The 13,898-nt window shown below is 31.4% G+C and carries 14 protein-coding genes; 6 read left to right on the top strand and 8 right to left on the bottom strand.

Features of this window, described 5'->3' with window-relative positions:
• Window positions 1-23: 23 nt before the first annotated feature.
• Window positions 24-260, bottom strand: coding sequence for a putative signal transducing protein (locus IEW41_RS08445; protein ID WP_188605907.1), 237 nt, complete (start codon window positions 258-260; stop codon window positions 24-26).
• Window positions 261-469: 209 nt separating this feature from the next.
• Between IEW41_RS08445 and IEW41_RS08440 the strand changes: the two genes are divergently transcribed.
• Together IEW41_RS08440 and katG are read left to right on the top strand one after the other, a co-directional pair.
• A complete protein-coding gene (locus IEW41_RS08440) occupies window positions 470-1,003 on the top strand; it encodes a fasciclin domain-containing protein (RefSeq protein WP_373282956.1) in 534 nt (177 codons plus the stop codon).
• Window positions 1,004-1,203: 200 nt separating this feature from the next.
• Complete coding sequence (gene katG, locus IEW41_RS08435) at window positions 1,204-3,438, top strand: catalase/peroxidase HPI (protein WP_188605905.1); 2,235 nt, start codon at window positions 1,204-1,206, stop codon at window positions 3,436-3,438.
• Window positions 3,439-3,503: 65 nt separating this feature from the next.
• On the opposite strand, the gene IEW41_RS08430 is transcribed toward katG, so the two are convergent.
• The 5 genes from IEW41_RS08430 to IEW41_RS08410 form a co-directional block, all read right to left on the bottom strand.
• Window positions 3,504-3,761, bottom strand: coding sequence for a DUF6952 family protein (locus tag IEW41_RS08430; protein WP_188605904.1), 258 nt, complete (start codon window positions 3,759-3,761; stop codon window positions 3,504-3,506).
• Window positions 3,742-4,056: a thioredoxin family protein gene (locus tag IEW41_RS08425; protein ID WP_188605903.1), complete on the bottom strand. Its 315-nt coding sequence runs from the start codon at window positions 4,054-4,056 to the stop codon at window positions 3,742-3,744. The genes IEW41_RS08430 and IEW41_RS08425 overlap by 20 nt, the downstream gene beginning before the upstream one ends.
• A 5-nt stretch (window positions 4,057-4,061) precedes the next feature.
• A complete protein-coding gene (locus IEW41_RS08420) occupies window positions 4,062-4,706 on the bottom strand; it encodes a peroxiredoxin (protein ID WP_188605902.1) in 645 nt (214 codons plus the stop codon).
• A 143-nt stretch (window positions 4,707-4,849) separates the two neighbouring features.
• The gene (locus tag IEW41_RS08415) at window positions 4,850-6,523 is read right to left on the bottom strand and encodes a Na+/H+ antiporter NhaC family protein (protein ID WP_188605901.1); all 1,674 of its coding nucleotides are present in this window, start codon (window positions 6,521-6,523) and stop codon (window positions 4,850-4,852) included.
• Between the two features lie 117 nt (window positions 6,524-6,640).
• Window positions 6,641-7,840, bottom strand: coding sequence for an aminotransferase class I/II-fold pyridoxal phosphate-dependent enzyme (locus IEW41_RS08410; protein WP_188605900.1), 1,200 nt, complete (start codon window positions 7,838-7,840; stop codon window positions 6,641-6,643).
• A 164-nt stretch (window positions 7,841-8,004) separates the two neighbouring features.
• Between IEW41_RS08410 and IEW41_RS08405 the strand changes: the two genes are divergently transcribed.
• The 4 genes from IEW41_RS08405 (at window position 8,005) to IEW41_RS08390 (ending at window position 11,507) form a co-directional block, all read left to right on the top strand.
• A complete protein-coding gene (locus IEW41_RS08405) occupies window positions 8,005-8,463 on the top strand; it encodes an Lrp/AsnC family transcriptional regulator (protein ID WP_188605899.1) in 459 nt (152 codons plus the stop codon).
• A 2-nt stretch (window positions 8,464-8,465) separates the two neighbouring features.
• On the top strand, window positions 8,466-9,092 hold the full coding sequence (locus tag IEW41_RS08400; RefSeq protein WP_188605898.1) for a CPBP family intramembrane glutamic endopeptidase: 627 nt from the start codon (window positions 8,466-8,468) through the stop codon (window positions 9,090-9,092).
• 96 nt (window positions 9,093-9,188) lie between these two features.
• Window positions 9,189-10,589, top strand: a complete 1,401-nt coding sequence (gene lpdA / locus IEW41_RS08395; RefSeq protein WP_188605897.1) for a dihydrolipoyl dehydrogenase — start codon at window positions 9,189-9,191, stop codon at window positions 10,587-10,589.
• Window positions 10,590-10,766: 177 nt separating this feature from the next.
• A complete protein-coding gene (locus IEW41_RS08390; protein ID WP_229660198.1) occupies window positions 10,767-11,507 on the top strand; it encodes an abortive infection family protein in 741 nt (246 codons plus the stop codon).
• Between the two features lie 35 nt (window positions 11,508-11,542).
• Here the strand turns inward: IEW41_RS08390 and IEW41_RS08385 are convergent, their stop codons facing one another.
• Window positions 11,543-12,895 carry a DEAD/DEAH box helicase gene (locus IEW41_RS08385; RefSeq protein ID WP_188605895.1) on the bottom strand — a complete coding sequence of 451 codons (1,353 nt, stop codon included), beginning with the start codon at window positions 12,893-12,895 and terminating at the stop codon, window positions 11,543-11,545.
• Between the two features lie 40 nt (window positions 12,896-12,935).
• On the bottom strand, window positions 12,936-13,826 hold the full coding sequence (locus IEW41_RS08380) for an aldose 1-epimerase family protein (RefSeq protein ID WP_188605894.1): 891 nt from the start codon (window positions 13,824-13,826) through the stop codon (window positions 12,936-12,938).
• Window positions 13,827-13,898: the final 72 nt, after the last annotated feature.

Below are 13,898 nucleotides of genomic sequence, written 5' to 3'. Positions count from 1 at the left end.
TCTTGAGAAATCAAGACCTTTTTTTATGCTTCTAATTCTTCTTTAACAGACTCAATAATAGGAATAGCATAATCTAACTCATCCTTGTTTACATAAAGCTCTTGAAATCCAGCTGTTGTTGAGGCAAATCCAGCTAATCTCCCAGATTCTGTTTCATCTTTTACAATACCATTTATTCCAGCACTTTCCAATCGATCAACAACCAGTTGAACGATTATAAAACTACCAGAAAACACTTTAATATAATTGCTGTCTAACATAAGTTAATAGTATAAGTTTCTGTTATTAATATACGAAAAAAATACGCTTATACACTTAACAAAGAGTTAATTGTAATAAAAATTATGCTTTTTTAAAACCCAAGTTATGGTATTGTCGTATGTAGTGTGAATTCGAAAATAATATTCAATTAAAAATTAAAACTATGAAAACAACAAAATTATTCAGTATTGCATTTTTAGTAGGTTCAATGTTTATTGGGCAAAATCTTTTTTCACAAGATAAGATGATGAAAGAAGACACAAAAATGGTTGGAGGAGCAGCTATGTATCCATCAAAAAATATTGTAGAAAATGCGGTTAATTCTAAAGATCATACAACTTTAGTTGCAGCAGTAAAAGCAGCAGATTTGGTAGATGTACTAATGAGTGAAGGTCCTTTTACAGTATTTGCACCAACTAATAATGCTTTTGATAAATTACCAAAAGGAACAGTAGAAACATTAGTTATGGCAGAAAACAAAGCAACTTTACAAACCATATTAAAATACCATGTTGTATCTGGAAAATGGAATGCAAAAGATGTTGCTAAACTAATTAAAGAAGGAAAAGGGAAAGCTATAATCACAACAGTTTCTGGTGGTACATTAACAACTTGGATGAAAGGCAAAGATATTTATATAACAGACGAGAATGGTAATTCAGCTAAAGTAACCATTGCAGATGTAAACCAATCAAATGGTGTTATTCATGTAATTGACACAGTGCTTTTGCCAAAATCATAATTTAGTGGAGTTTTTAGGTTGATTGAAAAAAAGTCTTTGCATTAATTTGCAAGGGCTTTTTTATTTATTTATGCTATTAAAAATTTTGTTTTAATAGATTATATCAATCAAAGTATAATTTATAAAAATTAAATAATGCAGTTTTTTTGATTAGTAATTTTTAACTTTATAGAATACAGAATCTTATAAAACTCAAAATAATGGAAAATAACAATCATTCAAGTAAATCACCTTACAATATTAATGGTGAAAGTAAATGTCCTTTTTCTAGTGGAGCAGTAAAACAAAGTGCTGGAGGAGGAACTTCTAACAGAGATTGGTGGCCAAATCAATTAAAGCTAAATATACTTCGCCAAAACACATCTAAATCTAATCCAATGGATAAAGGTTTTAATTATGCTAAAGAGTTTAAAAAACTAGACTTAAAAGCGGTTAAAAAAGATCTTTACGATTTAATGACAGACTCACAAGATTGGTGGCCTGCAGATTATGGTCATTATGGGCCATTTTTTATTCGTATGGCATGGCACAGTGCAGGTACTTATCGTATTGCAGATGGAAGAGGAGGAAGTGGCTCTGGAAGTCAACGTTTTGCGCCTTTAAATAGTTGGCCAGATAATGGAAATTTAGATAAAGCACGATTATTGTTGTGGCCAATTAAACAAAAATATGGTAATAAATTATCTTGGGCAGATTTAATGATACTTGCGGGAAATTGTGCAATTGAGTCTATGGGATTACCAACTTTCGGATTTGCTGGAGGTCGTGAAGATATTTGGGAGCCTGAAGAAGATATTTACTGGGGAAATGAAACGGAATGGTTAGGAGATAAACGTTATACAGGAGATAGAGAATTAGAAAACCCATTAGGAGCTGTACAAATGGGATTAATTTATGTTAATCCAGAAGGGCCAAATGGTAATCCAGACCCATTAAAATCTGCTATAGATATTAGAGAGACATTTGCTCGTATGGCAATGAATGATTATGAAACTGTAGCGCTTGTTGCTGGTGGACATACATTTGGAAAAGCTCATGGAGCAGCAGATCCAAACAAATATGTTGGTAGAGAACCTGCTGGAGCGCCAATTGAAGAAATGAGTATGGGTTGGAAAAACACTTATAAATCTGGTGTTTTAGATGATGCCATAACTAGTGGTATTGAAGGTGCCTGGACGCCAAACCCAACACAATGGGATAACGATTATTTTAATGTATTGTTAGGATATGAATGGGAATTAACTAAAAGTCCTGCAGGTGCGCATCAATGGACGCCTACAGCTGCATCAAATGCAAAAAAAGCACCAGCAGCTGGTGATGCTTCAAAAACTCAAGCATTAATGATGACGACAGCAGATATGGCTCTAAAAATGGACTCAATATATGCACCAATTTCTAAGCATTTTCATGAAAATCCAAAAGAGTTTGCTGATGCATTTGCCAGAGCTTGGTTTAAATTAACGCATCGTGATATGGGACCAACATCGCTTTACTTGGGCTCTGAAGTTCCTAAAGAAGAATTGATTTGGCAAGACCCAATTCCGAAAGCCACTCATGAGCTTGTTAACGACAAAGACATATCAGATTTAAAGACTAAAATCCTTAATTCTGGATTATCTGTCTCTGAGTTAGTATCTACTGCTTGGGCTTCAGCTTCAACATATAGAGGTTCTGATAAAAGAGGTGGAGCTAATGGAGGACGTATTAGATTGGCACCACAAAAATATTGGGAAGTAAACAATCCTGCTCAATTAGCTAAAGTATTAGAGGTATTTGAATCCATTAAGAAAGAGTTTAACTCAAATTCAGGAAGCAAGAAAGTTTCAATAGCAGATTTAATAGTTTTAGGAGGAAGTGCTGCAATAGAAAAAGCTGCAAAAAATGCAGGACATAACATTGCTGTACCTTTTGCACCAGGAAGAGCAGATGCGTCTTTAGAGCAAACAGATGTTGAATCGTTTGCGGCATTAGAACCAAAAGCAGATGGTTTCCGAAATTATTATGGACCAAAACATACTGCTTCAGCTGAAGAAATGTTAGTTGATAGAGCACAATTATTAACGCTTACAGCACCAGAGATGACTGTGTTAGTTGGTGGTTTAAGAGTACTTGGAGCTAATTATGATCATTCAAAACATGGTGTATTTACTAAGCAAGAACAAACTTTAACAAATGATTTCTTTGTTAATGTACTTGATTTAAGCACATCTTGGAAAGCAACTTCAGATTCACAAAATGTTTTTGTTGGTAGCGATCGTAAAACTGGAAATGTAAAATGGACAGGTACTCGTGCTGATTTAATTTTTGGTTCAAACTCTGAGCTTCGTGCAATTGCTGAAGTATATGCTTGTAAAGATTCTAAAGAGAAATTTGTGAAAGATTTTATTGCTGCTTGGACTAAAGTGATGAATCTTGATAGATTTGATTTAGCGTAATAAATTTTAGTATTAAAAAAGCCACTTCAATTGAAGTGGCTTTTTTGTTTTAATAGAACTATAATTTATTTATCAATAGCTCCAAGTACTCGAGACATAAATGCATTTAATGCTTCTTTTTTTGGAGTTCCTTCTTTAATCATTTTATTAACTTCCAAAGCGCCATACATATTAGAGATTAGTTCTCCAATAACATCTAGCTCTTCGTTTTTTAAAGAAGGTAATTCAGTAAGATTTTCTAAAGTTTCAATAGTTTCAACTACAAAATCTTCATCGTTTTCTTCAATAAATTGAGTCAAATGCTTAATTACTGGTAACTTCATCAATCAAATCTTTTAAAGCTTCAAACTTGTTTGTTTGAACTTGATTTACAAAAGCACCATTTTTAAAAACAGCAAACGTTGGAAGGTTGTCAACTGTAGCTAATTTTCTTGATTCAGGAAATTTTTCAGCATCAGCCATTACAAAAGTCATGCTTTCATTTTCAGTGGCAAGCTTTTTAAATTTAGGCTTCATTATTCTACAATTACCACACCAGCTAGCAGAATACTGAACTACAACAGTATCATTTTCAGATACTAATTGTGTTAAGTTGTCCTGTTCTAATTCCTTAATCATATTATTTAGTTTAAGTGTGCTTTTAAATACTCTGCAGTACCTTTAGCGTTAGCTTGCATTGCATCTTTACCTTCTTCCCAGTTTGCAGGACATACTTCACCTTTTTGTTGTACGTGAGTGTATGCATCAATTAAACGTAAAAATTCGTTTACGTTTCTTCCTAATGGCATATGGTTAATACTTTCATGAACAACAGTTCCTTCTTCATCTATAATGTAAGTAGCTCTGTAAGTTACGTTGTCTCCTTCAACAGTTACAACGCCAGTTTCTTCGTTATAAGTTTCATTTGTGATATCTAAAATACCTAGAGTAGAAGCAAGGTTTCTGTTAGAGTCTGCTAAAATTGGGTAAGTAACACCTTCAATTCCTCCATTGTTTTTTGGAGTATTTAACCATGCGAAGTGAACTTCGGCAGTATCACATGATGCTCCAATTACCATTGTGTTTCTTTTTTCAAATTCAGCTAAAGCTGATTGAAAGGCATGCAATTCTGTTGGACACACAAAAGTAAAATCTTTTGGGTACCAAAATAAAAGTACTTTTTTGTTATTGTTTTTAGCTTCTTCAAGAACGTTTAGTTTGAATGTGTCTCCCATTTCGTTCATTACGTTTACGCTTAAATCTGGAAATTTTTTTCCTACAAATGCCATGTGTTTTAAATATTTTTAAGATTAATAATTTTATGTGGTGCAAATATAAAACACATAAAAAAATCTATAGCATTATGAAATTTTTATTTCATATTACACTATAGATTTTATAAATAGATATGTTTTTTAATTATAGTTTTTTACTATTTGACTTTTGAAGCTAACATTCTAATTTTTATTCTGAAGGCAGCGTAAATTAATGTTGTAATTGGGCTTAACCAGTTAAAAATAGCATACATGAAATAATCACCAGTATGTACTCCTAAAACTCCAGCTTGGTACGCACCACAAGTGTTCCAAGGAATTAATACTGAAGTAACCGTTCCTGAATCTTCGAGTGTTCGACTTAAATTTTCTGGTGCTAAATTTTTGTCTTCATACGCTTTTTTAAACATTTTACCAGGAATAACAATTGCCAAGTATTGATCTGAAGCAATAGCATTTAAACCTAAGCAGCTTACTACAGTACTTGCAAATAATCCGAAAACACTACTTGCAAAAGACAATAAGGATTTTGTGATTTTTGCTAGTGCTCCAATTGCATCCATAATACCACCAAAAACCATTGCACAGCAAATTAAAAAGATAGTCCATAGCATCCCTTTCATTCCGCCAGACGAAAATAGTTTTTTTAATTTTTTTATTGTGATTAAGTTTTTCAGGCTTGCTACTTTATTATTTAAAACTTGAGTTTCTAAACCTTTAACATCAAAAAACGAAGCTAATTCTTTATCGGTAAAATTTTTATCTAAATCGTCGTCGCTAAATAAAGTTTGTAAATGTTCGTCAGACGAAATTAACTTTATTTCTTCATTTGATATGTTTGCCAAATATTCTTCATCTGAAATTTTAATATTTGTGTCTGTCAAAATGGAATTTGCAACAGATTCACTTTTCGAATCTGATAAATCTTCTAAAACTTTTGGTTGAAAAATAAAAGCAAATACGATAGCTAATACAACTCCACTTCCTAATGCAACAAGTGGTTTAGTTTTTAATAGTATAAGAGCTATTACTGCCAATGGAACAATAAATAGATAAGGTGTTATATTAAATGTTGATTTTATAGTATTTAAGAATTCACTAACATCTGTTGCACCATGTGTTTCAATTGTTAAACTAATAATAGTAAATGCAATTAAGGTTATTATTAATGTTGGAACAGTTGTAAACGCCATATATTTTATGTGCGTAAATAAATCGGTTCCAGCCATTGCAGGAGCAAGATTTGTTGTATCGCTTAATGGTGACATTTTATCTCCAAAATAGGCTCCAGATATAATAGCACCTGCAACTATTCCTGGCGACATGCCTAGTGCACTTGTACCAATACCTATTAGCGCAACACCAACCGTTGCCGATGTGGTCCAGCTACTTCCTGTTGCTACTGAAATTATTGCGGCAATTATAACAGATGCTGGTAAAAATATTTCAGGACTCAAGACTTGCAATCCATAATAAACCATAGCTGGAATTACACCACTAACAAGCCAAGTTCCTGCTAAAGCTCCAACGAGTAATAAAATCATTAAAGGAATAAAAACACTCTTTAAGTTTTCCCAAACCTCTTTAATCATTATAGAAACTCTCACCTTATTAAAAAAACCAACAATAGCTGCAATACCACCACCAATTAATAAAATAAATTGATTAGAGTATTCACCAAGAGCTTCTCCATCAGCATAAAAAATATTATATGCTAGCATAAGCATTAAAAGAACAACAGGAACGAGTGCTTCCCAAATATTTAATTCTTTATTGTCTTTTATTTTTTGATTTTGAATATCAATATCGGAAAGGTTATTATTGTCTTGCATTACTGTTTTTAATTTTTGGAATGTAATGTTACGATTTTAGAATAAGCTTTGCAAATGGAATATAAAAAGCCTGAAGACAACTTCAGGCTATATATAAATTAAAATTCGACTGAATCTTTATAGAATATTTAACTCTTGCATGCAAGCTTTCATCATTTGATAAGTACGCTCAATATCAGCATCTAATCCGATAGAAAAACGAATCAATCCATCACTTAAGCCCATTTCTTTTTGTTCTTCTTCTGGTATTTCAGAAGATGTTGAACTTCCTGGAGCGCTAAATAATGTTTTATAAAATCCTAAACTTACAGCTAGATAACCTAAATTTTTCTTCTGCATTAACTCCATTAGCTCATTAGCTTTTTCTAAAGAACCAACATCAATAGTTAGCATACCACCAAAGCCATATTGCGGATTCATCATGCTTTTAAACAACTCATGAGAAGGATGTGATGGTAAACCAGGATAAACAGTTTTTAAACCATCTGCTTCAAATTTCTGAGCTAAAAACAATCCGTTTTTACTGTGTTGTTGCATTCTTATGTGCAGTGTTCTTAAGTTCTTTAAAACTGATGCAGCACGTAAGCTATCCATAGTTGAACCTAATAACATACAAGCACCATCATTAACATTTCTTAAATCATTAATGAATTCTTGTGTTCCACAAATAACTCCAGCAACTGTATCGCTACTTCCATTAATAAACTTCGTTAAACTATGTATAATAATATCTGCACCTAAAGTTTTAGGAGAAATTGATAAAGGTGAAAAAGTATTATCTACAACTAGTTTTAAGTTGTGTTTTTTTGCCAGTTTAGCTAGACCTGAAATATCTGCAACTTCTAATAGTGGGTTACTTACAGATTCACAGTAAAGAATTTTAGTGTTTGGGGTAATCGCAGCTTCAACAGTATCTAATTTAGTAATATCTACAAAAGTAGTTTTGATACCTAAACGAGGTGTAAAATTCTTTAAAAAGGCATAAGTACCTCCATAAATAGTTCTGCTACTTACAACATGGTCTCCAGATCCGCATAACTGTAATATTACAGGAGTAATTGCTCCCATTCCTGAAGCAGTAACATTAGCTGTTTCTGTGCCTTCCATAGCAGCTAATGCCTCACCTAAATATAAATTTGAAGGTGTTGAATGACGAGAGTAAAGGTAACATCCATCAGCATTACCTTCAAAAGTATCGAACATTGTTTTTGCTGATAAAAATGTGTAGGTAGATGAATCTGAAATAGAAGGGTTAACGCCTCCAAATTCTCCAAAGTATTGTAAATCCTGAATATTATTTGCTGGTTTAAATGCCATTGTATTATTTTTTAAGTTTTTGATACATCAAATATTGTATAAATAAGATAATATATCAATAGATATGGGTTTAATTAGAAAATAAATCTATAAATTTATATTTTAATAGATTATTATATATTTATGTGTTTGTTTATTGAATACAAACAGAAAAATTTTCAATTATGATTTTAGATGCTATAGACAAAAAGTTGTTAGACTTACTTCAAAAAGATAGTAAGCGAACAAATAAGGAGCTTTCAAATAAGCTTAATCTTTCTGTAACTGCAGTTTATGAACGAATAAAGAAGTTAGAGAAAGAAGGTGTTATATCAAAATACGTCACTCTTGTAAAAAAGGAAAAAGTAGAAAAAACATTTGTTGCTTTTTGCCATATTAAGTTAGTGCAACATACTCAGGATTACGTTATTAAATTTGAAAAAGAGGTAGCAAATCTTGTAGAAGTGTTAGAATGTTATCATATTAGTGGAGATTATGATTACCTACTTAAAGTTATAGTTAAAGATATGGATGCTTTTAGGGAATTTATGGTTAATAAACTTACATCTATAAACCATATAGGAAGTACACATAGTATGTTTGTAATTAATGAGGTTAAACATACCACAGCAATAAATATTTAGTAATGGAACCTGTAAGATATAAGTTAATAGAGTTTTTTATAATATTTATAGTATTACCAGTAAGTTTTGCGATTCCTTACCCAGTTATATTAAAATTTATTTTAGGTATAATAGGGTTTGTGTATGTAATTTATGTATTGTTAAAAATTGAAAATAATAGATTTAAAATAGCTCCAAATTTAAATTGGAAACGCTTTTGGACTGAGACTAGTATTAAATTGTTAATAATTGCCATATTAACTTCTGTGTTTGTTTGGTTTACTGATAGAGAAATGTTTTTTGAGGTAGTTATAAATAAGCCTTTACTTTGGTTAGTTATTTTAATTGTATATAGTTTGTTTTCAGTTTACCCTCAAGAACTTGTTTACAGAACGTTGTATTTTCAGAGATATGAACAATTATTTAAAAGTAAAAAACTATTTATTTTTATTAATGCTGTAGTGTTTTCGTTAGCGCATACTATGTTTAGAAATCCACTAGTTCATATAATTACTTTTTTAGGAGGTATACTTTTTGCATTAACCTACAATAAAACAAAATCTACATTATTAGTGTCAATTGAGCACGCAATTTATGGTAGTTGGTTGTTTACAGTTGGTATGGGAAATATGTTAGGATTTCCTTCATGATTACTAAATTTAAAAATTAGAGTTCTCATTCGTAATTCATAATTCAAAATCGTACTTTTGTACTCGTTTTAACACACTCAATTAAAAATTATTTTTATGAATTCATACGATGTAGCCATTATTGGTTCTGGTCCTGGAGGATATGTAGCAGCAATTCGTTGCGCGCAATTAGGCATGAAAACTGCAATTATAGAAAAATATTCTACGCTTGGTGGAACATGTTTAAATGTAGGATGCATTCCAAGTAAAGCACTTTTAGATTCTTCTCATCACTATGAAGATGCAGTTAAGCATTTTGAAGAACATGGAATTGATATTCCTGGAGACATCAAGGTGAATTTAAAACAAATGATAGCTCGCAAGCAGTCTGTTGTTGACCAAACTACAGGTGGAATAGACTTCTTGATGAAGAAAAATAAGATTGATGTGTATGAAGGATTAGGATCTTTTAAAGATGCGACTCACATAACTATCAAAGGAAAAGAAACGACTGAAATTGAAGCTAAAAACATAATTATAGCTACAGGAAGTAAACCTTCAAGTTTACCTTTTATCACTTTAGATAAAGAACGTGTTATAACTTCAACAGAAGCATTAAAACTTACTGAAATCCCTAAACATTTAGTTGTAATTGGAGGAGGAGTAATTGGATTAGAGCTTGGGCAAGTTTATAAGCGACTTGGTTCAGAAGTTACTGTTGTAGAGTATATGGATAGAATTATTCCAACTATGGATTCTGGTTTATCTAAAGAATTAAACAAGGTTCTCAAAAAACAAAAATTCACTATTAATACTTCACACAAAGTAAAATCTGTTGAGCGAAAAGGCAAAGAAGTCATTGTTAAAGCAGATAATAAAAAAGGTGAAGAAGTTATTATAAAAGGCGATTATTGTTTAGTCTCTGTAGGACGTCGTCCTTATACAGATGGTTTAAATGTTGAAGCAGCAGGAGTGAAGTTAACAGACAGAGGACAAATTGAAGTCAACGACCATTTGCAAACTAATGTAAAAAACATTTATGCAATTGGTGATGTTGTAAAAGGTGCTATGTTAGCTCATAAAGCTGAAGAAGAAGGTGTTTTTGTTGCTGAAATTTTAGCAGGACAAAAACCACATATCGATTATAACTTAATTCCTGGAGTTGTTTACACGTGGCCAGAAGTTGCATCTGTTGGTAAAACAGAAGAACAATTACAAGAAGAAAAAGTAGACTATAAAGTAGGTCAATTTCCAATGAGAGCTTTAGGTAGAAGTAGAGCGAGTATGGATTTAGACGGATTTGTAAAAATACTTGCAGATAAAAAGACAGATGAAATTTTAGGAGTTCACATGGTTGGTGCTCGTGCAGCAGATATGATTGCAGAAGCAGTTGTAGCTATGGAGTTTAGAGCAAGTGCTGAAGATGTGTCTCGTATGAGTCATGCGCATCCTACATTTACTGAAGCTATTAAAGAAGCAGCTTTAGCAGCAACTGAAGATAGAGCGTTACATATTTAATTAAGAAAATTGTCATTCTGAACTTGTTTCAGAATCTTAAAAGCAACCAATTTGGTTGCTTTTTTTGTTTATAACTGTTAATAAGTCAGTGCTTTAAATAAAAATTAAAAGTATAATTTAGCTTTTATAAGAATTAAAAAAAAATATATGAACGAGTTGATTTCACCGAAGTATCAAATGAAATTAGTTAAATCTGTTCACGATGTAATTTGGGACGAATATAAATCATACAAAGAAGTTAAATTATACATATCTAAATGGCATGTAGTAGATGTAGATTGGAATAAGTATTCCGAGAATTTCACAATTGCATATAAGGAGAATAATGAAATTGATTTACTACAAACTCTGCACAATATGGGTGGAGATATCATTTTGAGAGTAGCTATAGATTTAGGAGTGGATACACCAGACTTTATACCATCTATACCAACTTTTAAAAATGAATTAAAGTCAGATTATAAAACTTCTTATGACACCTTTATATCTGCTTATAAAAAAATAGAATCAGATCCAAGTTTAGCAATTGGATTAGCCAATTCAGCATTAGAGAGTATTATAAAAGAAATTTTAAAAGATGAAAGAATTTCATCTAAAGTAAATGGAAATGAAACCCTCTATAAATTAAGTATTATTATTCTTAAAGAATTTAATTTGACTAATGAGTATTTTCCTAGAGAATTAAAAACTATAGGGAGTTCTTTATTAGCAATAAATCAATCAATTGAAAAACTGAGGAGTGATAAAACCTTTTTTCATGGGAAAACAGACGATGATTATATCATAAAAGATTCGATCTATTCGCATTTCATAGTTAATACTATTTCTACTATAGGACTCTTTCTCAATTCATATTATAAAATGTTATATCCAAAGCATGAAGTAGAAATGGAATTAGAGGACGATTTGCCTTTTTAGAATAATTAGAAAAGCAACCAATTTGGTTGCTTTTTTTATTTTCTTTTATTCCGTTTATTATAATTTTTGTCGCCTCTTGTTTTTGGCTTCTTGTATTTTGCAGCAATTTTAAACTTATAAGAACCTCCTTGATTTTCTTTTTTGTTTTTATCTTTCTTTTCGTGAAAAGCTGGTCCAGGAGCATCTTCATCTTTTCGTTTTATAGGATTATTACGCTCTTTAATTTGCGGACGTTCTTCTTCTAATAAATCTTTAGAAATCTCAACCGAATCTGGAAACTCAACATAAGGAATTTCCATTTGCATTAAACTTTCAATGCTTTTTATATAATCTTGTTCGGCTGCAGTTGAAAATAATAGAGATTGCCCTTTACGTTCTGCACGACCAGTTCTACCAATTCTGTGCATATAGTTTTCTGGGTAGTGAGGTGTATCAAAATTAATAACATGACTTACATTATCAATATCTAATCCACGAGCCATAACATCTGTGGCTATTAATATTCTATTTTCACCACTTCTAAATTGCTCAATACTACGTAATCTATAATTTTGTGTTTTGTTAGAGTGAATCACACAAAGTTCTTCTTTAAAGTTTTCATCTAGTTTTTCAAACAAGGTGTCTGCCATTTTTTTGAAAGCCACAAAAATTAAAACTTTATTAAACTCTTCTTCGTTTTGTAATAAGTGTTTTAGTAGGTTTACTTTAGTATAAAAATTTTCAACATTATAGCGTTGTTGACTAATATTTTCTAAAGGTGTTCCTGAAACTGCAATAGTAACTCGCTCTGGTTTTTTGAAAAATCCTGTAATTAATTCATCAACATCTTCAGTCATTGTCGCCGAGAACATGATGTTTTGTCTTTTTTCAGGTAGTATATCAAATATATTTAGCAATTGATGTCTGAACCCTAAATCGAGCATCACATCAACTTCATCAATCACTAATTTTTGAATAGATTTTAGTTGTAATACATGGCTTACTGCCAAATCGAATAATCGTCCTGGAGTAGCCACAATAATATCTAACCCTTCAGCAACTGCTTGTTTTTGAGTATTTATATTTACACCTCCATAAACACCTAATACACGAGTGTTGATGTATTTTGTTAGCTTTTCAATTTCATCAACAACTTGAACAACTAACTCTCTTGTTGGAACTAGAACTAAAACTCTTGGGTTTGCCTGGTTTGAGTATTTTAATTCTCGCAAAATAGGAAGCATATAGGCAAACGTCTTTCCAGTACCAGTTTGCGCAATACCAACAACATCTCTCCCAGAAGCAACTACGTTAAACGCTTCGGCTTGTATTGGTGTAGGATTAGTGAACCCTAAATCATCAAGTGCGTTATATAATGGTGTGTTTAATTTTAAGTCTCTAAAGCTCACAACTATGTTTTAAGTTGCAAAGTTAAGGCTAATAATCATATTAAACTAAATGGTTAAGGTCTATTTCAATACTGTAAATGGCTTGGTAGCTAGTATTTTTATCTAGTTTTACAATGCCTTCTTTCGTGACAATATCTTGGTTAGTATCTTCATGATCTGCTATTCCTTGCCAAGGTTCAATGCAAACATAATTTGCATTAGGTTTTGCCCAAATTCCTAAATAAGGAAAATCATTAAACTTCATAGTTAAAATATCGCCTCTAGTTTTGCTGTTTAATGTTAATTTTCGCGACTTTAAATCTTTAAAAATAAGCGCGTCGTTATTAAATAAATTGTGTTGTAATTGTATTTTGTTACCACCATTAAAAACAGGTTTTGTTTTTGATGTGAGTAATCCGTTTGACATATTTAGTAAGTATGTTTCGGCAGATTCGTTTTGTTCAAATACTAAATGGTAATCAGAATATACTTCGTCACTAAAAACAGGGCATTTAAAAGCAGGATGTCCTCCTAAAGAAAAGAACATAGGTTTGTTATCAATATTTTTGACAAGATGTTTTAAATGTAAAGTGTTGTCAACAAGCTCATAGGTAATATAAAATTCAAACTTAAAGGGAAATAATTTATATAAATCATCATTATATGCAAGCTTAAAGGTTAAGCTGTTATTAGTGTTTTCAATAAGTTTTACATCTGTATTGTGTCTTAAAAACCCATGCTTTGGCATTTTATAAGTACTATTGTTATATATATAACTATCATTTTTCATTGAACCAATTATAGGAAACAGGTTAGGAGCAAAGCTTCCCCATACATCAGGATTTGCGTCCCACATAAAATCAGTTTTATGTTTTACAGATGATATCTCGCAGAGTTCTGCTCCAGTTTGTTTTATGGCAATTTTAAGTAAATCGTTTTGTAATGTATACATTCAGAATAATTTTAAACTAATGTACAAAACTTGTACTTTTTTAAGGATTCTCATTAACTTTACGCTTAATTT

Source organism: Aquaticitalea lipolytica, assembly GCF_014641635.1.
Classification (GTDB): domain Bacteria; phylum Bacteroidota; class Bacteroidia; order Flavobacteriales; family Flavobacteriaceae; genus Aquaticitalea; species Aquaticitalea lipolytica.
The sequence above is the reverse complement of the archived record's forward strand: the minus strand, read 5'-3'. Positions and strand labels throughout refer to the sequence as shown.

Bases quoted from the DNA above. Each gene is read 5' to 3' on its own strand.
- IEW41_RS08445 (WP_188605907.1), bottom strand. From the start codon at position 260: ATGTTAGACAGCAATTATATTAAAGTGTTTTCTGGTAGTTTTATAATC.
- IEW41_RS08440 (WP_373282956.1), top strand. From the start codon at position 470: ATGTTTATTGGGCAAAATCTTTTTTCACAAGATAAGATGATGAAAGAA.
- katG (WP_188605905.1), top strand. From the start codon at position 1,204: ATGGAAAATAACAATCATTCAAGTAAATCACCTTACAATATTAATGGT.
- IEW41_RS08430 (WP_188605904.1), bottom strand. From the start codon at position 3,761: ATGAAGTTACCAGTAATTAAGCATTTGACTCAATTTATTGAAGAAAAC.
- IEW41_RS08425 (WP_188605903.1), bottom strand. From the start codon at position 4,056: ATGATTAAGGAATTAGAACAGGACAACTTAACACAATTAGTATCTGAA.
- IEW41_RS08420 (WP_188605902.1), bottom strand. From the start codon at position 4,706: ATGGCATTTGTAGGAAAAAAATTTCCAGATTTAAGCGTAAACGTAATG.
- IEW41_RS08415 (WP_188605901.1), bottom strand. From the start codon at position 6,523: ATGCAAGACAATAATAACCTTTCCGATATTGATATTCAAAATCAAAAA.
- IEW41_RS08410 (WP_188605900.1), bottom strand. From the start codon at position 7,840: ATGGCATTTAAACCAGCAAATAATATTCAGGATTTACAATACTTTGGA.
- IEW41_RS08405 (WP_188605899.1), top strand. From the start codon at position 8,005: ATGATTTTAGATGCTATAGACAAAAAGTTGTTAGACTTACTTCAAAAA.
- IEW41_RS08400 (WP_188605898.1), top strand. From the start codon at position 8,466: ATGGAACCTGTAAGATATAAGTTAATAGAGTTTTTTATAATATTTATA.
- lpdA (WP_188605897.1), top strand. From the start codon at position 9,189: ATGAATTCATACGATGTAGCCATTATTGGTTCTGGTCCTGGAGGATAT.
- IEW41_RS08390 (WP_229660198.1), top strand. From the start codon at position 10,767: ATGAAATTAGTTAAATCTGTTCACGATGTAATTTGGGACGAATATAAA.
- IEW41_RS08380 (WP_188605894.1), bottom strand. From the start codon at position 13,826: ATGTATACATTACAAAACGATTTACTTAAAATTGCCATAAAACAAACT.